General features: G+C 66.6%; 16 protein-coding genes. 6 read left to right on the forward strand and 10 right to left on the reverse strand.

Annotation, left to right across the window (positions count from 1 at the left end; translation table 11 throughout):
- Window positions 1-139 precede the first annotated feature (139 nt).
- From leuA to phnN, 7 genes are all read right to left on the reverse strand, one after another.
- Window positions 140-1,837 (reverse strand): 2-isopropylmalate synthase, encoded by a 1,698-nt coding sequence (gene leuA, locus AC1DS3_RS00825; RefSeq protein WP_441632857.1) that lies wholly within the window; start codon window positions 1,835-1,837, stop codon window positions 140-142.
- Window positions 1,838-2,616: 779 nt separating this feature from the next.
- A complete protein-coding gene (locus tag AC1DS3_RS00830; RefSeq protein WP_441632702.1) occupies window positions 2,617-2,937 on the reverse strand; it encodes a DUF6587 family protein in 321 nt (106 codons plus the stop codon).
- Between the two features lie 18 nt (window positions 2,938-2,955).
- Window positions 2,956-4,827 carry a ferrous iron transport protein B gene (gene feoB, locus AC1DS3_RS00835; protein WP_441632704.1) on the reverse strand — a complete coding sequence of 624 codons (1,872 nt, stop codon included), beginning with the start codon at window positions 4,825-4,827 and terminating at the stop codon, window positions 2,956-2,958.
- A 19-nt stretch (window positions 4,828-4,846) separates the two neighbouring features.
- Window positions 4,847-5,152 (reverse strand): FeoA family protein, encoded by a 306-nt coding sequence (locus AC1DS3_RS00840; protein ID WP_174426149.1) that lies wholly within the window; start codon window positions 5,150-5,152, stop codon window positions 4,847-4,849.
- A 297-nt stretch (window positions 5,153-5,449) separates the two neighbouring features.
- A complete protein-coding gene (locus AC1DS3_RS00845; protein ID WP_441632859.1) occupies window positions 5,450-6,556 on the reverse strand; it encodes a porin in 1,107 nt (368 codons plus the stop codon).
- A gap of 244 nt (window positions 6,557-6,800) precedes the next feature.
- On the reverse strand, window positions 6,801-7,793 hold the full coding sequence (locus tag AC1DS3_RS00850; protein ID WP_441632706.1) for a tripartite tricarboxylate transporter substrate binding protein: 993 nt from the start codon (window positions 7,791-7,793) through the stop codon (window positions 6,801-6,803).
- A 70-nt stretch (window positions 7,794-7,863) separates the two neighbouring features.
- Complete coding sequence (phnN, locus tag AC1DS3_RS00855; RefSeq protein ID WP_441632861.1) at window positions 7,864-9,903, reverse strand: phosphonate metabolism protein/1,5-bisphosphokinase (PRPP-forming) PhnN; 2,040 nt, start codon at window positions 9,901-9,903, stop codon at window positions 7,864-7,866.
- A 560-nt stretch (window positions 9,904-10,463) separates the two neighbouring features.
- Here phnN and AC1DS3_RS00860 point away from each other — a divergent pair.
- Window positions 10,464-11,009 (forward strand): MarR family winged helix-turn-helix transcriptional regulator, encoded by a 546-nt coding sequence (locus AC1DS3_RS00860; RefSeq protein WP_441632708.1) that lies wholly within the window; start codon window positions 10,464-10,466, stop codon window positions 11,007-11,009.
- 141 nt (window positions 11,010-11,150) lie between these two features.
- On the opposite strand, the gene nadC is transcribed toward AC1DS3_RS00860, so the two are convergent.
- Window positions 11,151-11,987, reverse strand: a complete 837-nt coding sequence (gene nadC / locus AC1DS3_RS00865) for a carboxylating nicotinate-nucleotide diphosphorylase (protein ID WP_441632710.1) — start codon at window positions 11,985-11,987, stop codon at window positions 11,151-11,153.
- Window positions 11,988-12,250: 263 nt separating this feature from the next.
- Here nadC and AC1DS3_RS00870 point away from each other — a divergent pair, with 263 nt between their 5' ends.
- Window positions 12,251-12,550 (forward strand): antibiotic biosynthesis monooxygenase family protein, encoded by a 300-nt coding sequence (locus AC1DS3_RS00870; protein ID WP_441632712.1) that lies wholly within the window; start codon window positions 12,251-12,253, stop codon window positions 12,548-12,550.
- Between the two features lie 272 nt (window positions 12,551-12,822).
- Here the strand turns inward: AC1DS3_RS00870 and AC1DS3_RS00875 are convergent, their stop codons facing one another.
- Window positions 12,823-13,701, reverse strand: coding sequence for a LysR family transcriptional regulator (locus tag AC1DS3_RS00875; protein WP_441632714.1), 879 nt, complete (start codon window positions 13,699-13,701; stop codon window positions 12,823-12,825).
- A 118-nt stretch (window positions 13,702-13,819) separates the two neighbouring features.
- Between AC1DS3_RS00875 and AC1DS3_RS00880 the strand changes: the two genes are divergently transcribed.
- From AC1DS3_RS00880 to AC1DS3_RS00895, 4 genes are all read left to right on the forward strand, one after another.
- Window positions 13,820-15,658 carry an acyl-CoA dehydrogenase family protein gene (locus tag AC1DS3_RS00880; RefSeq protein ID WP_441632716.1) on the forward strand — a complete coding sequence of 613 codons (1,839 nt, stop codon included), beginning with the start codon at window positions 13,820-13,822 and terminating at the stop codon, window positions 15,656-15,658.
- A gap of 104 nt (window positions 15,659-15,762) precedes the next feature.
- Window positions 15,763-16,743, forward strand: a complete 981-nt coding sequence (locus AC1DS3_RS00885) for a Bug family tripartite tricarboxylate transporter substrate binding protein (RefSeq protein ID WP_416051247.1) — start codon at window positions 15,763-15,765, stop codon at window positions 16,741-16,743.
- Between the two features lie 180 nt (window positions 16,744-16,923).
- The gene (locus AC1DS3_RS00890; protein ID WP_441632718.1) at window positions 16,924-17,379 is read left to right on the forward strand and encodes a PaaI family thioesterase; all 456 of its coding nucleotides are present in this window, start codon (window positions 16,924-16,926) and stop codon (window positions 17,377-17,379) included.
- A 61-nt stretch (window positions 17,380-17,440) separates the two neighbouring features.
- Entirely contained in the window at window positions 17,441-18,592 is a 1,152-nt protein-coding gene (locus AC1DS3_RS00895) for a CaiB/BaiF CoA transferase family protein (protein ID WP_441632720.1), read from the forward strand.
- Between the two features lie 45 nt (window positions 18,593-18,637).
- Here AC1DS3_RS00895 and AC1DS3_RS00900 read toward each other — a convergent pair whose 3' ends face one another.
- Window positions 18,638-20,368, reverse strand: a complete 1,731-nt coding sequence (locus tag AC1DS3_RS00900) for a lactate permease LctP family transporter (protein ID WP_441632722.1) — start codon at window positions 20,366-20,368, stop codon at window positions 18,638-18,640.
- Window positions 20,369-20,672: the final 304 nt, after the last annotated feature.

The following is a 20,672-nucleotide window of genomic DNA, read 5'->3' on the forward strand; positions in this document are numbered from 1 at the left end:
CCCGCTTTACGCTGTGCACACAGTCAAGCAACGAGCATGTCGTGGGCGTCCCGCAAGGGCGTCTTTCCGGGTGTGCCCCGTGGGGGCGGGGCACACCGGTTTTTCTGCGCCGAGGCCTTGGGTCCGGACGCGGGCGGCATCAATCGGCCAGGGCTTGCTCGCGCCGCGGCTGGCCGGCTGCACGCAGGTGGCGGTTCACGCCCGACACCACGGCCTTGAGCGATGCCGTGACGATACTGGCGTCGATGCTGGCGCCGAAGCCCGTGGCGGAGTCTCCTACCCGCACTTCCACATAGCAGGCCGCGGCAGCATTGGCGCCGCTTGACAGCGCGTGCTCGTGGTAATCCATCACGCGCACCGGCATGTCCAGCGCACCCTTGAGGCCGCTGACAAACGCATCGATCGGGCCGTTGCCCCGGCCGCGCGCGCTGAGCGCTTCGCCATCGCGCAGCAGCGCCACTTCGATCTCAACCTGGCCGTCGCTGCCGGACACCATCTGGTGGCCCACATAGCGCAGCGGCGCCTCATCTTCGAGATACTCGCGCTTGAACAAGCCATACAAGTCATCGGCGCTGGCTTCGAGCCCGCTCTCGTCGGTCATCGACTGCACCGCGCGGCTGAACTCGATCTGCAGGCGGCGCGGCATATAGATGCCGTGCACCTGTTCGAGCAGGTAAGCCATGCCGCCCTTGCCGGACTGGCTGTTCACGCGGATCACCGCATCGTAGCTGCGGCCAAGGTCGGCCGGATCGATCGGCAGGTAAGGCACCTCCCAGATCGCATCCGCCTTCTGCTGCGCGAAGCCCTTGCGAATCGCATCCTGGTGCGAGCCGGAGAAGGCCGTGAAGACGAGGTCGCCCACATACGGGTGGCGCGGATGCACGGGGAGCTGGTTGCAATCCTCCACGCACTGGCGCACTTCATCGATGTCGGAAAAATCGAGCCCGGGGTCCACGCCCTGCGTGTAGAGATTCAGCGCCAGCGTCACCAGGTCGACATTGCCGGTGCGCTCGCCATTGCCAAACAAGCAGCCTTCCACGCGATCGGCGCCGGCCATCACGGCAAGTTCGGCGGCTGCCACCGCGGTGCCACGGTCATTATGCGGGTGCACCGACAGTACGATGTCCGCGCGCCGTGCAAGATGCCGGTGCATCCATTCGATCTGGTCGGCGAAGATATTGGGCGTGCTGCATTCCACCGTGGTCGGCAGGTTGAGAATGAGCGGGCGCGTGGCGCTAGGCTGCCAGATCGCGGATACCGCATCGCAAACCTCGAGCGAGAAATCCAGCTCGGTCATGCTGAAGGTCTCGGGCGAGTATTCGTAGCTCCATGCCGTCTCGGGCATGCCGTCGGTCAGCGCCTTGATCAGGCGGGTGCCCGCCAGCGCGATCTCCTTGACCTCCTCGCGGCTTGCACCAAACACGATGCGGCGAAACGCAGGGGCGATGGGGTTGTAGAGATGCACCACGGCGCGCGCGGCGCCGCGCACGGATTCGATGGTGCGCTGTATCAGGTCTTCGCGCGCCTGGGTCAGCACCACGATGGTCACGTCGTCCGGGATGCGGTCTTCCTCGATCAGCATCCGCACGAAATCGAAATCGGTCTGCGAGGCAGAGGGAAACGCCACCTCGATCTGCTTCAGCCCGATCTTGACCAGCTGCTCGAAGAAGCGGAGCTTGCGCTGCGGGTTCATCGGCTCGATCAGGGCCTGGTTGCCATCGCGCAGATCCGTGCTCATCCAGACCGGCGCGCGCGTGATGCGCTTGGCGGGCCAGGTTCGGTCGGCGATATCTACGGTGGTGGCAGGGCGGTATTTGGTGGCGGGGTTGCGCAACATCATGACGGTTCTCCTTCCTCGCGGGAAGATGCAAGACACAAGAAGCAAAAAGCAGAATGCAAAAAGCAGGACGCAAGATCGCCAGGGCGCCGAAGCGCTCAACTGCGAAGGCGTCGGAAAGCTAATGCGGAAAAAGGGTGGCGCGAGGCTGCCGAACTGCCACTAGGCCCTAGGCCCGGCAACCGATCAGTAGGTCTAGCAGTAGCGAGGAGGAAAGACGCGGCGCCGACAGGGCCGGTGCAACGGGAGCAATGGCGGTACCCAGCGCGCGACCTGCTGCCGGCACGCGCGCGGCTGCAGCGATGCGGGAGGCATCGGCGGCGCGGCGGTGAAAGCAGGTGGCTTGGTGCATTGCGTGGTGTGTGTGAGCGGTGCGGATGACGCGGCTTACGCAAGGTGCCTCGATCACTTGCACATGTACTGGTACTTGTATTTGTCATGCATGCCGAGCCCGCTTTTCAGCGGCCGGCATCCGGCAAGAATAGTCGAGAACGCGAAAGGGCGTCAAGGACGAGCGGGACGAGTGCGCCGAGTCCCCTGCGGATCTGAACCGCAGCCGATTTCCATCACGATTCCGGGAACGGTGAGCTGATGCGGCGCCCGGCATGTGTTCCTGCCGGGCGTCGTTGTTGATGGAGATCGTGCCGCGCAGATGCCGGCGAGGAGGGAAAGAGGGAGGGAGGCGGTGCCGAAGACGCTGTGAACCAGCGCGGCGAACCCAAAGCGTACCCGTTTCTGCGTGGATCAAAAACGTGGCCAGCGATGGGTTTTGGGGCGTATCAGCGCTTGGCCACGAAGCGGATGACCTGCTCGCCGGCCTGTTGGGCGGGCACTTGCTGCGCGCTGTCGGTGGTGCTGGAGCTGCAGGTATTGCAGCCGCCGCTGTCGCAGCCGCTGGCGCAGCCGGCCGCTGCCTGCGGTGCCAGCCAGGCCACCGCACGCTGGCGCCAGCCGGTGGCCGCGGTGCCACCCAGGCGCGCCGCCAGCCCGCTCTTGATCCGTTCACGGGTGCGCGGTGCATAGCGCGCCAGCACGGAGAGCGTGCAGGCCAGCACGATCAGCGGCACCAGCAGGGTTTCAAAGGCGTGGTAAAGGCTCATGGCGGCAATGTCCTCGCTTTAGCTCAGCATCAGGGTGATGCGGTACGTGGCAAAGGCAGCCAGGTAGCCCAGGCTTGCCAGGTAGGCCGTCGAGGCGGCCATCACCTTCCAGGAGCCGGTTTCGCGCCGGATCACCGCCATCGTGGAGATGCATTGCGGCGCGAACACGTACCAGGCCAGCAGCGAGAGCGCCGTGGCGAGCGACCATTGCGCGGCGATCATCGGCACCAGCTGGCTGGCCATCGCGTCCTCGCTGCCGGACAGCGCATAGACGGTGGCCAGCGCGCCCACGGCGACTTCGCGCGCGGCCAGGCCCGGCACCAGCGCGATGCAGATCTGCCAATTGAAGCCGATCGGGGCAAAAACATGCTCCAGCGCCCGGCCGATCATGCCGGCGAAGCTGTAGTCGATGGCCGGGGCGGTGGCGCCGTCCGGCGGCGACGGGAACGTGGCCAGGAACCACAGCAGCACCGTCAGCGTCAGGATCACCTTGCCCACGCGGGACAGGAAGATGCGGGCACGCTCCCACAGGCCGATCGCCACGTCGCGCGCATTGGGGATGCGGTACGAGGGCAGCTCCATCATCAGCGGGTGGTCGGTGCGGTCGCGGCGGAAATACTTCAGCACGTACGCCACCACCAGCGCGCTCACGATGCCCGCCACATAGAGGACGAACAGCACCAGGCCCTGCAGGTTGAACATCCCCATCACCGTGCGCGCCGGGATGAAGGCGCCGATCAGCAGGGCGTACACGGGCAGGCGCGCGGAGCACGTCATCAGCGGGGCCACCAGGATGGTCGCGAGGCGGTCGCGCGGGTCCTGGATGGTACGCGTGGCCATGATGCCGGGAATCGCGCAGGCAAAGCTGGAGAGCAGCGGGATAAAGGAGCGGCCGGACAAGCCGGCCCCCATCATCAGGCGGTCGAGCAGGAAGGCGGCGCGCGGCAGGTAGCCGGACTCCTCCAGCGTCAGGATGAACAGGAACAGGATCAGGATCTGCGGCAGGAACACGACGACGGCGCCCAGGCCGGCGATCAGGCCATCCACCAGCAGGCTGCGCAGCATGCCCTCGGGCAGATGGCTGCCGACGATCTCGCCGAACCAGTGCACGCCGCCCTCGATGCCGTCCATCAGCGGGGCGGCCCAGGAGAACACCGCCTGGAACATCAGGAACAGCAGCACGGCCAGGATCATCAGGCCGAACACCGGATGCAGCAGGATGCGGTCAAGGCGGTCGTCCATGGCCGCGGTGCGTGCCGGCATGGTCACGGCGGCATCCAGCAGGCGCTTGACCTCCTGGTGCACGTCCAGGTCGGATGCCGGCTCGGGGGCTGCAGCCGGCACTTCAGGCAAGGCCGCGTCCAGTGCGGCCAGCAGGCTGGCGGCGCCATCGCGCTTGACGGCAATCGTCCGGACCACCGGCACGCCGAGCGCGGCGGCCAGCTTGTCGTGGTCGATGTGGATGCCGCGCTTGGCCGCGGCATCGCTCATGTTGAGCACCAGCACCATCGGCAGGCCGAGGCGGCGCAGTTCCAGCACGAAGCGCAGGTGCAGGCGCAAATTGGTGGCATCCACCACCGACACCAGCAGGTCCGGGCGCGGCTCGCCCGGGCGCTTGCCCAGGCAGACGTCGCGCGTGATGGCTTCATCCAGGCTGGCTGCGTGCAGGCTATAGGCACCCGGCAGGTCCAGCACACGCACTTGCCGGCCGGCCGGCGAGACAAAATGGCCTTCCTTGCGCTCGACGGTGACGCCGGCGTAGTTGGCCACCTTCTGGCGGCTGCCGGTCAGGCGATTGAACAGCGCGGTCTTGCCGCAATTGGGATTGCCCACCAGCGCAACGCGCAATGCGGGACGCTGGGAAGCGGAAGTCGGGGTGGCGACAGACATATTCTTGGCAGGTGCCCGGTCAGGCAGCGGAACGTTTGGCGGCGGGCGCGTCGGGCTGCGCTGCCGGCGTGATGCTGGAGACGGTGGCGCTTAGCGCTTCCACGGTAATGCGAGCCGCTTCGGCGCGGCGCAAGGCAAACCGGGTAAAGCCCACCTGGGCGACAAGGGGATCCATGCCGAACGGTCCCAGCGCGATGACCTGTACGGCTTCACCCGGCACAAAGCCGAGTTCGCGCAGGCGGCGTGCTACCGGATCGTTAGGAGAATTGTCATCGATCGAGACGATGACAGCGGCGGTGCGCCGCGGAAGTTCAGACAACCGCATGTGGCTTCCAGTCCGTTGGCGCGAGGCACGGCACGCGGTCGGCAAACTCACACCAGGGTTGGTAAATGAAAATCGTTCCTATTGTAGCTGATTTGCCTGCGGGCGTTTCGATTTCGCGCCGTTGTGCTATTAGTGCGCGCTTGCATGCATGGCGCACGACAATGCCGGCGGTCCGCCATCGCGCGAAGCGCACGTCAGCCAACGTTCGGTTGTGCCCGGTGAGCCCGGCGTGCCCGGCGATATGGGCACCCTGTGCGGGTGCCGCGCCTTGCTCACCGTGCCGCAGCCTAGCCCGGGCTAGAACTTGTGGCGGATGCCCGCCACCGCGCCAAGCTGGTTCAGGCCGGGGCCGATGCTGGCCTGGATGCCGTTCAGGCCGACGCGCGAACCGTCCTTGTTCTTGACGTATCCGAGCGTCAGGTAGCCATCGGTGCGCTTGGACAGCGCGTAGTCCAGCGTGCCGACCAGGCTCCAGGGATCTTGCGCGCTGCGCTTGTCGTTCATCACGTAGGCTGACGCACTCAACGTCAGCGCTGGCGTAAACGCATAGCTCGCGCCGAGCCAGAACAGGTCGTTCCGGCGCGCCGCCACGGTAGGGGTGCTGCCAATGTCGCCGCTCAGCCAGCGATAGCCCGCGAACACCTTGGCGCGAGCGAATGCATAGCTGCCGGCTACGGCGATGCGCCGGTCGCGCTGCGCCGGGTTTTGGCCGGACAGGCCGGTGGTGCCCTGCTGCTGGTCGTAGATGATCGTGGCCCCGGCGTTGCCCGTGGCGTATTCCAGAGCGGTGCTCCAGGCGCGGTCGTTCCGTGCGTTGCCGGCGGTCTCGCCCGTGATGGTGCTGGTGGTGCCGGTGGTTACGGAGGTCCCGCGCGCGAACGCGTACATCGCGCTGGCCGTCAGCCCGCCGAACTTCACTACGTACTTGGCGGCGTTGTCATAGCGTCCCGCGAGTGAGCTATCCATCAGGAACGCGGAGTAGCGCGGCGCGATGGCCATGGCGTCGTAGTTGATCAGGATGTCGTAGAGCAGGTTGTTCTGGTGGCCCGCGGTGATCCGCCCATAAGGCGTGTTCAACCCGGCGTAGGCCTGCCGCCCAAACAGCCGGCCGGCCTGGCCCAGCGTGCCCGCATCGATATCGAAGCCGCTCTCGAGCACGAACAGCGCGCTGGTGCCGCCGCCGAGGTCTTCCGTGCCGCGCAGGCCCCAGCGCGAGCCGGACAGGTTGCCCGAAGCCATCCGGGCGAGGGCGTTACCGCTGGCGTCGGCGTGGGTGAGGTACTCGATGCCGACGTCGGCAACGCCATAGAGCACCAGGCCGGACTGCGCCCAGGCGGGGGCGGACAGGGTGAGTGCTGCGATGGCGAACGCGTATCCGGGCGTCAGGCGGGGGATGTCTTTCATTGCCTTGATTGCCTTCATTGCCTTCATTTCCTTCATTTCCTTCATGTCTTTTCCTTACGGCAGGTGCAAACGCAAGGCGCAAGCGGTCGCACGGGATCCGTGATGGCCGTGGCGTAGCGGTGCAGCAATGGGATTGGGTGGGGCGGGCGGCGCGCGTTGCCCCGTGGGTCTCAGTTGGCCTTGGCGAGCTTTAGCAGGCTTCTGTCGGCTTCTTCTGTTAGTTTTTCTTTGCTTCTTGCGGGTCTTAGTCGACCCGCAGGCCGATCTGCGCGGCGAGCTTCTTCCAGCGCTCGATATCGGTGTTCACCACTTTCTGGAATTCCGCCGGGGTGCTGCTGGCGGTGGCAAATCCCAGTTGGGCGAGATTGGCCTTGACCTCGGGTTTGGCGACGGCCTTGGCGATGGCCGCGTTGAGCTTCTGCACGATGTCCGGCGGCGTGTGCGCCGGGGCCAGGATGCCAAACCACTGGTCGACGTCATAGCCACTGACCCCAAGCTCGCTCACCGAGGCCACGTCGGGCAGCAGCGGCGACCGGCCTTTTGACGTGACGGCCAGCGCGCGCAGCTTGTTGGCCTTGAGGTAAGGCACCGTGTTGCTGAGGGTGTTGATGCTGACGTCGGCCTGGCCGCCCAGCACGTCGGCGAGCGCAGGCGCGCAACCCTTATAAGGCACGTGCAGCAGGTCGATCCTGGCCGAGATCTTGAGCAGTTCGCCGGCAAGGTGCTGGGGCGTGCCGTTGCCGCAGGAGGCGTACGTCGGCGGCTTGCCCGAGCGCCCAGCTGCGAGCAGGTCATTGAACGTCTGGATCTTGGAAGAAACGGGTACGGCGATGACGGATGGCACGGACGCCACGGAGATCACCGCGCTGAAGTCCTTGCCTGGATCGAACTGCAGGTTGCGGAACACACCGGGGTTGATGGCAAAGCTGCTGTTGACCACCAGCAAGGTGTAGCCGTCCGACGGGCTCTTGGCGACGTACTCGGCGCCGATATTGCCGCTGGCGCCCGGCCGGTTGTCGACCACCACGGGCTGGCCCAGGCTGCGGCCCACCTCCGAGCCGATCACCCGCGCCAGCGTGTCGGTTCCCCCGCCCGCCGGGAACGTCACCACCAGCCGGATCGGCTTTTGTGGAAAGTCGCCGCCGATATTGGCGCTCGCCTGCGCGGGCAGGCCGAACAGCGTGACCCCCAGCAAGGAGATCGATGCGAGACTGCGTACCACGGATAAGGATGTCATTTGTTGCCTCATCGGTTGAAGGAAATGATAGATCAGTGCGCCAGTGCAGGCGGCGCGCCCGGACGCGCTGCTAGTCCGGCTGGATACGAACCGGTGGCCCGGCGAGCTCTGCCGAAGCGTGGGCCCGTACGCCCGCCTCCAGATCGCTGGCGGTCTCGGCGTGGATCCTGAACAGCGGTTGCCCCGCAACGAGCCGATCCCCCACCGTGCACAGCAAGTCCACTCCAGCGCCAGGCCAGCGCGGCGCACCGGCGCCGCGCGCAATGCCGGCGATGGCAAAGCCGTCGATGTCCGCGACGACGCCCGCTGTGCTGGCCGGTACGGTGTGGACATGGTTGCCCGGTGCATCCGGCGCTGCCCTTGCGCCCTGCGCGGCCACGATCCGGTCGAATGCGGCGCTTGCGGCCCCGGAGGCAAGCAATTCGCCGGCAATCCGCCGCCCCTCGGCGGGAGAGCCCACGGCCGGGTCGAACGCCAGAATCTGTCCGGCAAAGAACAAGGCCTTCTCGCGCAGGTCCGCGGGCGCGTCGGGGCTGCCATTGAGTACCTGCAGCACATCCCGCACTTCCAGTGCCGGGCCTACGCCGCGCCCGATGGGTTTGCTGCCGTCCGTCGCGAACGCGCGCACCTGCATGCCCAGCCCGGCGCCCACCGCTTCGAACAAGACGCCCAGGGCCTGTGCTTCGGCTTGCGACTTGAGCTTCGCCTGCGGGCCGAAGGGCAGGTCGACGATGACGTGGGTCGAACCCGCGGTGTATTTCTTGGACAGGATGGATGCCACCGACCACCGGTTGGCGTCCAGGCCGAGCGGGCGCGTGATGGCATTCATCACATCGTCGATCGCCGAGTGATTAAGGCGGCCGTTCCAGGCAATGCAGGCCCGCGCTTGCTCCACGCAACGGCGCACGTCGTCGATGTCCAGGTCCACTCGCGCCACCGTCTCCATGGCCTCGGCGGTGCCGGCCGCGGAAGTGATCGCCCGCGACGAGGTCTTGGGCATCGCGAGCCCGAACGCCGCGACGATCGGCACGACGATCAGCGTGATACGGCTGCCCGGCACGCCACCCATGGAGTGCTTGTCCACCACGATGGGTTCGTCCCAGCCGATCCTGGGGGCAAAGCGCGTGCGGGCACGCGCGACGCTGACCACTTCCGCATCGGTGAGGTGCTGCGAGGCAGCCACCAGGAACGCGGTCAGCTCGATCTCCGTATAGCGGCTCTCCACCGCATCGCATAGCACGGCTTCGTACTCGGCCTCGCTCAAGGCATCGCCGCGCAGCTTCTTGCGCAGCACATCGCGGCTGACGGGGCCGGGAATCCGGCGCAGGCGCACGGTGCCGCCGGGGGCAACGCCCAGGCGCTCGAAGAGGGCATCGGACAGGCCGATTTCTTCTTCCTGCAGCCAGTCCGGGCTCTCGACCACATGCAAGGCCGCGGGGATCTCGGCCGTTCCGGAGCGCACGGCCATGCGGGCCTGGCCCGCGGCATTGGCGGGCGACACATAGGCAATGTGCGCGTCGCCGGCGGCGATCGGCATGCGTCTGGCCTTGAGCGGCGTCGACGCCGTGCGCAGCGCTTCGAGAAAGCGCGCAATGCCCACCGCCATGGCAGCGTCGTTCGATACGCAGACGCTCGCCACGCCGGCCGGGATCGGATCGGGCATGCGCTCGAGCCTGCGCAGCACCGCGTCACCGGATTCGCGTCCGCGCGCGGCAATGCGCTGCGCCAGCACCTGCAGCGGCGCCGTGACATGGATGACGACGAAGTTGTGCAACTGGCCAGCCAGCGCTGCCGCAATGCCGCGCGAGCCGTTGGCGATGACATGCCGGCCACGCTCCAGCTCACCGAGCAAGCTGGCCGGCAAGCCATAGCGCAAGCCATGCGCAGCCCACGTGATCAGGAAGGCGTTGGCCGCCTCGCGCGCCGAGAATTCGGCCTCCGTCACGCCCTCGTGGTCCTCGCCCGGCGAGCCCGTTGGCCGGGTGATGACGCGCCTGGCAAACACATAGCGGGGATCGGCCAGCAGCGCGGCCCTGGCGCCGTCCATCAGCGAGTCCTTGCCCGCGCCGCTGGGGCCAACCACGAGGAAGAAGGTGCCGGCAGCTGGCATGGGCTTATCGCGCGCGGTGGAGGCCGTCGCCAAAGCCGATGGCCCGACGCGGTTCAGATAGCGGGAGGCTTCCAGGCTGCTTGTGCATGTGTCGTTCCAGGTCTCGGGGGTTTTCATGGTCATCCTATGCTTTCTCTTGGTCCCATTTCGTCGACTGTGCGTCGACTGTGCCGCGTACGTCCTCAGGCAATATGCTTAGATATCGAAGTACAAAGGCAATGCTAGCACCTGATGAAACCTTGTCAAGATAAGTTCGACATCTAAGAATATGCAAGAGTCAGGCCATAGCCGGAAAGGGCCGTATCCGCGGCCTTTGGCGGAGATTCCAGCAATGTCTAGCGGGGAAATCCCTCTGCGGGTGCGTTGCTGCTTCGTCGTGGCGCAAGCCCGCACTGATGTAGTGAGCACTACATTGGGACGCGGAAAAATGATTGGCAGGCGAATATCCGGCGAGAGACCCGGCGTGGCGGAAGATCCGGCTGCTTTGCTAACGCGTTATCATGTTTTCCATCATCGGGCGCGGGCATGGCCGGCGCCGACAAGGACTCCCACACCGTCTTATGGCCACATCAAAATTGACTGAAACGCAGGCGCCCGCCCAGCCAGGCGACATCGCCAACGAGCGCCTGGCGCATATGGTGAAGGACGCTGCCCGGGCGTATATCCGCGCCCTGCAGATGCGCCTGGCCGAACACACGGTCTCCTATGGGCACTGGACCATCCTGCGGATCCTCTGGGATCACGATGGTTTGTCGCAGCGCGAGCTGAGCGACCTGGCGGGCGTCACGGAGCCGACCACGTTCGCGGCGGTCAAGGCGCTGGAAGCGCTGGGCTATATCGAGCGCACGCATCTGCCCGGCAACAAGAAGAATGTCCATGTGTTTCTGACCAAGACGGGACGCGCCCTAAAGCGCAAGCTGGTGCCGCTGGCCGAGGAGGTCAATGCGATCAGCGTGGAGGGGGTCTCGGCCGAGGATGTCGCGATTGCGCGCAAGGTGCTGATTGCCATCAACCGCAACCTGGCGAAGGACGAGGAACAGGCGCAGGGCACGGCACGGCGCATGCCGTCGACGCGCGAACTGGGGCGGCTGCTGGCGGATCTTTGAGCCAGTGCCGGCGCTGGCGCCGGCGGCAAGCGCGGCATGAAAAAAGCGCGCCAGGCAGCAGCCGGGCGCGCGTCAACGTGGCGGGAAGGAGTGGCTCCCGCTCACACGGTAGCTCTCACACGGTATCTTTACACCGCCTCTTCACACCGCATCGTCCAGCCCGATATCCACGGCCGGCGCGGACTGGGTGATCTTGCTGGTGGAGATGTAGTCAACGCCAGTCTCGGCGATGGGGCGGATGGTCTCCAGGTTGATGCCGCCGGACGCCTCCACCTTGGTGCGCCCGTTGACGATGGCAACGGCTTCGCGCATGTCGGCCACGGACATGTTGTCCAGCATGATCACGTCGACGCCTGCCTTCAGGGCTTCATGCACCTGGTCCAGCCGGTCGCATTCCACTTCCAGCTTGGTCAGCACCGGCAGTTGCCGGCGCGCGCGCTCCACGGCGGCGGCGATGCTGCCGCACACGGCGATATGGTTGTCCTTGATCATCACGCCGTTATCGAGTCCCAGCCGGTGGTTCAGGCCGCCACCGCAGGTTACCGCGTGCTTCTCCAGCACGCGCAGCCCCGGCGTGGTCTTGCGGCTGTCGATCAGGCGCGCCTTGGTGCCGGCAATCGCCTCCACGTAGCGGGCGGTATGGTTGGCGATCCCGCACAGCCTTTGCATGATGTTCAGCGCCGTGCGCTCAGCGGTCAGCACGCTGCGCGCGGAGCCGCTCACGGCGATCAGGATGGCGCCTTTGGCGACCTTGTCGCCATCGTTGACACGTACGTCCACATGCAGCGACGGATCGTAGCGGGAGAACACGCGGGCGGCCACATCCACGCCGGCGATCAGCATCGGCTCACGCGCATTCATATAGAACGAACCCGTCTCGCCCTTCTCGATCATGGTGTGGACCGTCAGGTCGCAGGCGCCGATGTCTTCGGTCAGCCACAGGTCAATCAGCTTGTCGGTTGCAAATGGGTCGTACATGCTTGGCTCCAGGGTTCCGGGTATCCGGTGGGTTGGTGTCGCGGTCTTGACGTGAACGCGTGAATGCGTGAATGCGAAAAATACTTAGATATCGAAGTACGTATGGCAATCCTAGCATTTGCCGTGGCCTTGTCAAGTAAAGTTCGACATCTAAGAATAATTTCGCGGCGACGCGCGATGTGCCGGCCTGTCATAAAATGCTTGTCGACGCACGACCGGGCCAGGCCCCGGCCTTCCTGACACGCACAGACGGAGCACAAGACATGATTCTCGAAATAGCGCAGTTCCAGATCAAACCGGGTACGGAGTCGGACTTCGAGGCAGCCGTTGCCAAGGCGGCGCCGCTCTTCAAGCGCGCCCGCGGCTGCCACGCCATGCGGCTGCTCAGGTCGATCGAAACCCCCTCGCATTTCACGCTGGAGGTCAAGTGGGAGACGGTCGAGAACCACATGGTGGATTTCCGCGAATCCGCGGACTTCGCCGAATGGCGCAAGCTGGTTGGCGACTACTTTGCCGCTGCGCCCAACGTGGGCCATGTCAGCGTGGCGGTCGAGGGGTTCTGAATCCGGACCGGCGGGGCAATCCTCCCCCTGCTTGAGTAGGGTCCCGAATAACGCAATTGCGTTATTGGTGAGGGAGAGTGCAGCGGGTATGCTGCTTGCACGCTGAACACCCCGTTCCACGCGTATTTGACGTGCCACCTGCCGGTAAAGCAGGTGGCATTTTCTTTGTGAGCCTGGCGTTTACCCTGATTGCGTTCGCCATTGCAGGCGCGTGCCGCATTTTGGGGTGAGCCGGAAGGCCCCGGCTCTCTTTCTCTTCCCGCCCCACCTCCTTATTTCTCATCCCGCATCTTCTCCAGGAAGCGGTCGCGCGCGGGTTCGTCCGTTCCCGCCTTCCAGACGCAATACACCTCCGACGGCACCGTCGCCTGCGCCAGTGGCAAAAACACCGCCCCCGCCATTGCCGACCTTTGCAGCGCCGCTGGCACCACCGCCACGCCGGTTCCTTGCGACACCAGGGACACCACCGACAGCCAGTGCCGCACCTCATGCCGGATTTGCGGATAAAAGCCCTGCGCCGCGCACATCTCGAAGATGCGGTTGTAGTAGTCGGGCGAGGCCTTGCGGGAGAACAGCACGAAGGGCTCGCCGCGCAACTCGCTCAGCGCCACGGTGGCCTGGCGCGCCAGGGGATGGTCATGGGGCACGCAGCACAGGAAGGGCTCGCTATGGACCAGCGCGGTGGCCAGTTCGTCGGGCACGCGGTTGGTGTGGATGAAGCCGGCATCCAGCCCGTCATGCAGCAGCGCGTCGATCTGCTCCTGCGAGTTGAGTTCCGTCAGCGCCACCTGGATGCCGGGGTAGCTGGCCTGGAACTCCCGCAGGCGCTGGGGCAGGCCGCGGTACAGCATGGAGCCGACGAAGCCGATGCGCAGCCGCCCGACGGCGCCGGCCTCGATCTCGCGAGCCAGCAGGCGGGCCTCTTCGGCCTGGGCCAGCAGCGCGCTGGCCGATTCTCGGAAGGCCCGGCCGGCGGCGGTCAGGCGTACGCCACGGCTGTCGCGCTCGAACAGGCGCGCGCCCACCGAGGCTTCCAGCTGCTGGATATTGAGCGAGAGCGGCGGCTGCGAGATCGACAGGCGGCGGGCGGCCCGGCCGAAGTGGAGTTCTTCGGCGAGGACGAGGAAGTAGCGCAGGTGACGGAATTCCATGGCGATATGAAAAATATATGGACCAAGCCAATTTTAGAATTAGACACGAATCGCCGGACTTTGAATAATGCAGACAAAGTATCCGGCGCCAAGTGCCGGCACACACAGGAGATACCCCATGCAGACCAGCGCAGCGCGCCAAACTGTCGTTTCGGCCACTTCGTCCGCTCCGTCCGCCTCGTCCGCCTCGGCCGTGCCCGCACCCTCTGCCACGCCCGCGCATCCGGTGCCGGACCAGCAAGGCGTCAACCTGTTTGCCAGCGACCCGGACCTGCGCGCGCTGCTGCCGCTCTACCTCCCGCCCGACCTGTTCGCCCACCTGCTGCCCCACCTCGATCGCATGGGCGCGCTGGCCGGCGGCGTGCTGGACGAACTCGCGCATATCGCCGACCAGAACAAGCCCACCTTGTCGCACCGGACCCGCACCGGCATCGATGCGCAGCGCATCGACAAGCATCCCGCTTACGTGGAGCTTGAGAAGGTGGCGTTCTCCGAGTTCGGCCTGGCGGCGGCATCACACCGCGGCGGCGTCCTCGGCTGGGACAAGCCGATGCCGGCCGCGGCCAAGTACGCGCTGACCTACCTGTTCGTGCAGGCCGAGTTCGGTCTGTGCTGCCCGCTGTCGATGACCGATTCGCTGACCCGCACCTTGCGCAAGTTCGGCGATCCGGCGGTGGTCGAGCGTTTCCTGCCGAACCTCACCACCCAGGTCTTCGAGGACCTGTACCAGGGCGCCATGTTCATGACCGAGCAAGGCGCGGGCTCCGATGTCGCCGCCACCACCACCCGCGCCGCGCGCGATGCGCAGGCCGAGGGTGGCTGGCGCCTGTCGGGCGACAAGTGGTTCTGCTCCAACCCGGACGCCGCGCTGGCGATGGTGCTGGCCCGCGTCGAGGATGAAAACGGCGAGGCCGCACCCGGCATCAAGGGCGTGTCGCTGTTCCTGCTGCCGCGCACGCTGGCCGATGGCAGCGCCAACCACTACCGCATCATCCGGCTGAAAGACAAGCTTGGCACGCGCTCCATGGCCAGCGGCGAGATCCGCCTGGAAGGCGCCCATGCCTACCTGGTGGGGGAACTCGGCCGGGGCTTCGTGCAGATGGCGGACATGATCAACAACTCGCGCCTGTCCAATGGCGTACGCGCGGCCGGCCTGATGCGCCGCGCCTTGTCGGAGGGCCAGTTCATCGCGCGCGAGCGCCGGGCCTTTGGCAAGCGCCTGCTGGACATGCCGCTGATGCGCCGCCAGTTGCTCAAGCTGGCGCTGCCCACCGAGCAGGCCCGCACCATGGTGTTCCAGACGGCCGAGGCGCTGCGCCGCGCCGACGCTGGCGAGGCCGATGCCTATGCGCTGATGCGCGTGCTGACGCCGCTGATCAAGTTCCGCGCCTGCCGCGATGCCCGCAAGGTCACCGGCGACGCCATGGAAATGCGCGGCGGCTGCGGCTATATCGAGGAATGGAGCGACCCGCGCCTGGTGCGCGACGCGCATCTTGGCTCGATCTGGGAAGGCACCAGCAACATCGTTGCCCTTGACGTGCTGCGCGCGATCCGCCGCGAAGGCGCGCTGCCCGTGCTCGAGGCCCACCTGGCCGGCTTGCTGCAGGCCACGCCGATGCATGCCGGCGCACGCGGTGCCTTCACCACCGCGATCGCGCGTGCCGCCACGCTGTCCACCCGCGCCGCCGAAGCCGGCGCCGATGGCGACGTGCTGGCGCGCCAGGCCGCATCGGCGCTGTACCACGTGACCAGCGCGGTCGCCATGGCCTGGGAAGCCGGCCGCATCGGCTCGGTACGGCGCATGCGATTGGCCCAGCTGGTGCTGCTCCATCGCGTGCTGCCCCAGGATCCGCTGGCCGGCAAGGCCGAACCCTACTGGCTGGCCGACACCATCGCGCCGCCCGCCGACGGCGCCGAGAGCGCCACCGGCGAGGTGGCGCAGGTCAACCTCTTCTGACGCCTTACCGCCAGACCGACAAGCCCCCGCGGCGCCCACGGCGCCGCACACGCCGGCGCAGCATCGGCTGCCCGGCGCAAGAAGACCTAAACCAGGAGACAACCATGACCCTCTGGCAACGCCTCGCCGCTGTCGCCGCCTGCACCCTCTGCGTGGGCATTGCCCCCGCGCTGGCGCAGAAGGACTTCCCGTCCAAGCCCATCATGATGATCGTGACCTACCCGCCCGGCGGCCCCACCGACGTGATGGCGCGCACCCTGGCGTCCGCGCTCAAGGGCAGCCTTGGCCAGACCGTGGTGGTGGAAAACCGCGCCGGCGCCGGCGGCAATATCGGCGCCGAAGCCGTGGCGCGCGCGGAGCCGGATGGCTACACGCTGATGTTCGGCACCTCGGCCCCGCTGGCGATCAACGTCAGCCTGTACCGCAAGATCAACTACGACCCGGTCAAGAGCTTCGCGCCGATCATCCAGATCGGCCAGCTGCCCAATGTGCTGGTGGTCAACCCCTCGGTGCCCGCCAAGACCGTCGGTGAGCTGATCGCCTACGGCAAGGCCAATCCGGGCAAGCTGACCTACGCCTCGTCCGGCAATGGCGCGTCCTCGCACCTGGCCGGCGTGCTGTTCAACAACCTGGCCGGCACGGACTTCCGCCATATTCCCTACAAGGGCACCGGCCCCGCGCTCAACGACCTGCTTGGCGGCCAGGTGAGCATGAGCTTCACCGACGTGCTGACCGCGCTGCCCTTCATCAAGAGCGGCAAGTTCCGCGTGCTGGGCGTGACCACCAAGAGCCGCTCGCAGGCACTGCCCGATGTGCCCACCGTGGCCGAGCAGGGCGTGCCCGGCTTCGACGTCTCGGTGTTCTTTGGCGTGGTCGCCCCGGCCGGCACGCCGCCGGCGGTCATCGCCAAGCTCAACCATGCCTTTGCCGATGCGCTGCAACAGCCCGAAGTGCGCAAGACCCTGCAGGCGCAAGGCCTGGAACTGCCGCCGTCGACCTCGCCCGAGCAGCTTGGCAGCTTCGTCAAGGCAGAGGTGACCAAATGGCGCGGCGTGGTGCAGAAATCGGGTGCTCAGCTGGACTGAGCCGGGGGCACGTCCCGCCAAGCCGGGCTATGAATCATGGCCGGTTCGGCGGTAGTATCGACGTTTGCCAACCTGCGTGCAGTCCAACGCACCTGGCGGCATGAGGGCGAATTCGTGGGCATCGCGGCATAGCGGTGCCCGCTTTGCCTTCATGCGGCCCCAACCTACTCTGTGCCCGCCATGACCGATCTTTCCCTGCCCGCACCCGTCAACGAATTTGCCGGTGAAGCGCCGGGCCTGCTGTTTGCCCTGCCGATGCCCATGGCCCGCGTGTTCGGCCTGACCGGCGTGCACATCGACGCCAAAGAGGCGCGCGTGAGCATGGCCTACCACCCGGACCACACCAACAGCCGCGGCGACGTGCACGGCGGCGCGCTGGCCACGCTGCTCGATTGCGCGCTGTCCTGCGCCGCGCGCGGCCACGATCCGCGCCGCTTTGGCGTGGCCACGATCGACCTGTCGGTGCATTTCACCGCGCCCGGGCGCGGCGAGCTGACCGCCACCGCCTGGTGCGAGCGGCGCGGCCGTTCCCTGTGCTTCGCGCGCGGCGAGATCCGCGATGCGCAGGGCGAGCTGCTGGCGTTGGCCACCGGCACCTTCAAGCTGCTGGATCGCACGCCCGCGCCGGCCGCCTGAGCCCATCCACGTTGTTTGTCGTTTGTCGCACGTTCATCGCCGCAGTTACGGAACCCCTCTCATGAGCAAACTCCCTGTCTCGCCCGGCGCGCTCGCCGGCATCCGCGTGGTCGATCTCTCCCGCATCCTGGGCGGGCCGTTCTGCGGCCAGATCCTTGGCGACCATGGCGCCGACGTGCTGAAGATCGAGCCGCCCCAGGGCGACGACACCCGCACCTGGGGGCCTCCGTTCAAGGACGGCGTGGCCTCTTATTACTTCGGCCTGAACCGCAACAAGCGCGTGATGCGGCTGGACCTGACCACCGATGCCGACCGCGAGGTGCTGCTTGCCCTGCTGGCGGACGCCGACGTGCTGGTCGAGAACTTCAAGACCGGCACGCTCGAAAAATGGGGGCTGGGGTTTGACGCGCTGTCGGCGCGCTTCCCGCGCCTGGTGCACTGCCGGGTTTCCGGCTTTGGCGCCGATGGCCCGCTGGGTGGCCTGCCCGGCTACGACGCGGCCATCCAGGCCATGGCGGGCATCATGAGCATCAACGGCGAAGCCGGCGGCGACGCACTGCGCGTGGGCTTGCCGGTGGTGGACATGGTCACCGGGCTGAACGCCGCGCTGGGCGTGTTGCTGGCCCTGCAGGAGCGCGAGCGCAGCGGGCGCGGCCAGTTTGTCGAGGCGGCGCTGTACGACTCGGGCCTGTCGCTGCTGCACCCGCACGCAGCCAACTGGTTCATGAGCGGCAAGGAGCCGACCCGCACCGGCAACGCGCACCCGAACATCTATCCGTACGACACCGTCGCCACCGCCACCGACCCGGTCTTTCTCGCGGTTGGCAACGATCGGCAGTTCCGCATCCTGTGCGAGCACCTGGACATGCCGGGGTTTGCCGACGATGCGCGCTACGCCACCGCTGGCGCGCGCTCGGTCAACCGTGCCGCGCTCAAGGTGGAGCTGGAAGCGCGCATGGGCAAGCTGGATGGCAAGGTGCTGGCCGATACGCTGGTGGCCGCCGGCGTGCCGTGCGCGCCGGTGCTGTCGGTGGCGGACGCCTTGCAGCATCCGCACACCGTTCACCGCGAGATGGTGGTGGAGATGGCGGATGGCTACAAGGGCCTTGGGTCGCCCGTCAAGCTCAGCCGCACACCCGCCACCTACCGTTACGCACCGCTGGCCGAGGGCGATCAGTTCCTGCCGCGCGACGCCGCCAACGACAGCAAGTAAGCGGCGGGGCTGTGCCCGCTCGGTGGGTCAATTAGGTCAATCAGGTCAGTGGGGAATCATCCCCGTGAACACATAAGCCTGCAGCATGGTGATGATGCCCACGATCACCGCGAACAGCAGGCTGTGCTTCACGGTAAAGCGGAACAGCTCGGATTCCTTGCCGACCAGCCCGGTGGCCGCACAGGCCACCGCGATGGATTGCGGCGAGATCATCTTGCCGGTCACGCCGCCGGTGGTGTTGGCCGCCACCAGCAGCGTGTCGGACACGCCGATCTGGTGCGCGGTGGTGCTCTGCAGCGAGCAGAACAGCGCATTGGACGACGTGTCCGAGCCGGTCAGGAACACGCCCAGCCAGCCCAGGAAGGGCGAGAAGAACGGAAACGCCGCGCCCGTGCCGGCCAGCAGCAGCGCCAGCGTCGACGACATGCCCGAGTAGTTGGCGACAAAGGCGAAGCCCAGCACCAGCCCGATCGACAGGATCGGGCGGCGCAACTCCATCAGCGTTTCGCCGAAAGTGGCCAGCGCAGCGCGCGGCTTCATGCGCAGCAGCACGGCGGAGATCAGCGCGGTCAGCAGGATGGCGGTGCCCACCGCCGATACCAGGTCGAGCTTGAACACCGCCTCGTAGGCCTTGGGCTGTGCCACGATCGGCGCGGCCTTGATCACCAGCTGGTCCAGTGCCGGCACATGGAACTTCAGCACCCAGCCAGCCAGCGCGCCGTTGCCGGCAAACAGCGCCTTGAACGACGGCAGGCTCCACACGGTCACGATGGCGGTAAGGATGCCGAACGGCGCCCACGCGCGCACGGTCTGTGCCACGGTGTAGGGCGAGGCACGGCGGTTGTCGCCCGCACGGTGGCCGATGCTGCCCGCATCGCTTGCCAGCCCGTCACCCATGCGCGCCAGTGCCGCCGCACCGCCGCTCGCCTTCACCGCGCCGCCAGCCCGCTGGCTTGCGCGCTTGGGCTGCCACACCTTCAGGAACAGCGTCAGCGACACCAGGCTCACCAGCGCCGAAGTGATGTCCGGCAACTCCGGCCCGATATGGTTCGAGGTGAAATACTGCGTCACCGAGAAGCTCGCGCCGGTCACCAGCGCCGCCGGCCACGTCTGTTTCACGCCGCGCTTGCCGTCCATGATGAACACCAGCCAGAACGGCACCGCCAGCGACAGCAGTGGCAATTGCCGGCCCGCCATCGCGCCGATGTGCATGGCATCGATGCCGGTCACCTGGCCCGCCACGATGATGGGAATGCCCATGGCGCCGAAGGCCACCGGCGCGGTGTTGGCGATCAGGCACAGGCCCGCCGCATAGAGCGGGTTGAAGCCCAGGCCCACCAGCAGGGCCGCGGTGATGGCCACCGGCGCGCCAAAGCCCGCCGCGCCTTCCAGGAAGGCGCCAAAGGCAAAGCCGATCAGCAGCATCTGCAGGCGCTGGTCATCGGTGATGGCCAGCACGGACGCGCGGATGATGTCGAACTGCCCGGTCTTCACCACGATCTTGTAGAGGAACACCGCGGTCACGATGATCCACGCGATCGGCCACAGGCCGTAGGCAAAGCCAAATCCCGCTGCGGCGAGCGCCTGCGGCACGGGCATGCCGTAGGCGAAGATCGCCACGCCGATGGCAAGGAGCAGCGTGATGGCTGCTGCCACGTGGCCTTTCATGCGCAGCACGGCCAGGGCGAGGAAGAAGAAGAGGATGGGTAGCGCTGCCGCGAGCGCGGACAGCCATAGGCTGCCTAGCGGCGTGTAGGTCTGGGTCCAGGGTTGCACGGTGGGTCTCCTCCGGGGATTGTGTTTGAGTGAACTGGGTAGGGGCGTCTTGTTGCTTGTCTTTTTTTGTTGTCTGACTGCGAAGTCAAAGGCTTCAAGACAAGGCTTAAAGTCAAAGGCAGTTTCACCACCCCTGCGGGGCGGCGACCTACTTTCTTGTCTTGCCAAGAAAGTAGGCAAAGAAGGCGCGCCGGATGGGGCGACCCCCACCTCGTCGGCAGGCAAAAAGAGCGGCCGGGGGCCAAACTCACATCGCCTTAAGGCGATGCTCAGACATGGCCCCCTCTTTTCCGCTCTTTTTGCC

Source organism: Cupriavidus sp. 01L46 (genome assembly GCF_056399905.1).

What these genes read in the sequence shown, in the direction of transcription:
- AC1DS3_RS00880 (WP_441632716.1), top strand. Translation starts at nt 13,820, where the DNA reads ATGCAGACCAGCGCAGCGCGCCAAACTGTCGTTTCGGCCACTTCGTCC.
- AC1DS3_RS00845 (WP_441632859.1), bottom strand. Translation starts at nt 6,556, where the DNA reads ATGAAAGACATCCCCCGCCTGACGCCCGGATACGCGTTCGCCATCGCA.
- AC1DS3_RS00895 (WP_441632720.1), top strand. Translation starts at nt 17,441, where the DNA reads ATGAGCAAACTCCCTGTCTCGCCCGGCGCGCTCGCCGGCATCCGCGTG.
- phnN (WP_441632861.1), bottom strand. Translation starts at nt 9,903, where the DNA reads ATGCCAGCTGCCGGCACCTTCTTCCTCGTGGTTGGCCCCAGCGGCGCG.
- feoB (WP_441632704.1), bottom strand. Translation starts at nt 4,827, where the DNA reads ATGTCTGTCGCCACCCCGACTTCCGCTTCCCAGCGTCCCGCATTGCGC.
- AC1DS3_RS00890 (WP_441632718.1), top strand. Translation starts at nt 16,924, where the DNA reads ATGACCGATCTTTCCCTGCCCGCACCCGTCAACGAATTTGCCGGTGAA.
- AC1DS3_RS00830 (WP_441632702.1), bottom strand. Translation starts at nt 2,937, where the DNA reads ATGAGCCTTTACCACGCCTTTGAAACCCTGCTGGTGCCGCTGATCGTG.
- leuA (WP_441632857.1), bottom strand. Translation starts at nt 1,837, where the DNA reads ATGTTGCGCAACCCCGCCACCAAATACCGCCCTGCCACCACCGTAGAT.
- AC1DS3_RS00840 (WP_174426149.1), bottom strand. Translation starts at nt 5,152, where the DNA reads ATGCGGTTGTCTGAACTTCCGCGGCGCACCGCCGCTGTCATCGTCTCG.
- nadC (WP_441632710.1), bottom strand. Translation starts at nt 11,987, where the DNA reads ATGTACGACCCATTTGCAACCGACAAGCTGATTGACCTGTGGCTGACC.
- AC1DS3_RS00875 (WP_441632714.1), bottom strand. Translation starts at nt 13,701, where the DNA reads ATGGAATTCCGTCACCTGCGCTACTTCCTCGTCCTCGCCGAAGAACTC.
- AC1DS3_RS00870 (WP_441632712.1), top strand. Translation starts at nt 12,251, where the DNA reads ATGATTCTCGAAATAGCGCAGTTCCAGATCAAACCGGGTACGGAGTCG.
- AC1DS3_RS00850 (WP_441632706.1), bottom strand. Translation starts at nt 7,793, where the DNA reads ATGACATCCTTATCCGTGGTACGCAGTCTCGCATCGATCTCCTTGCTG.
- AC1DS3_RS00860 (WP_441632708.1), top strand. Translation starts at nt 10,464, where the DNA reads ATGGCCACATCAAAATTGACTGAAACGCAGGCGCCCGCCCAGCCAGGC.
- AC1DS3_RS00885 (WP_416051247.1), top strand. Translation starts at nt 15,763, where the DNA reads ATGACCCTCTGGCAACGCCTCGCCGCTGTCGCCGCCTGCACCCTCTGC.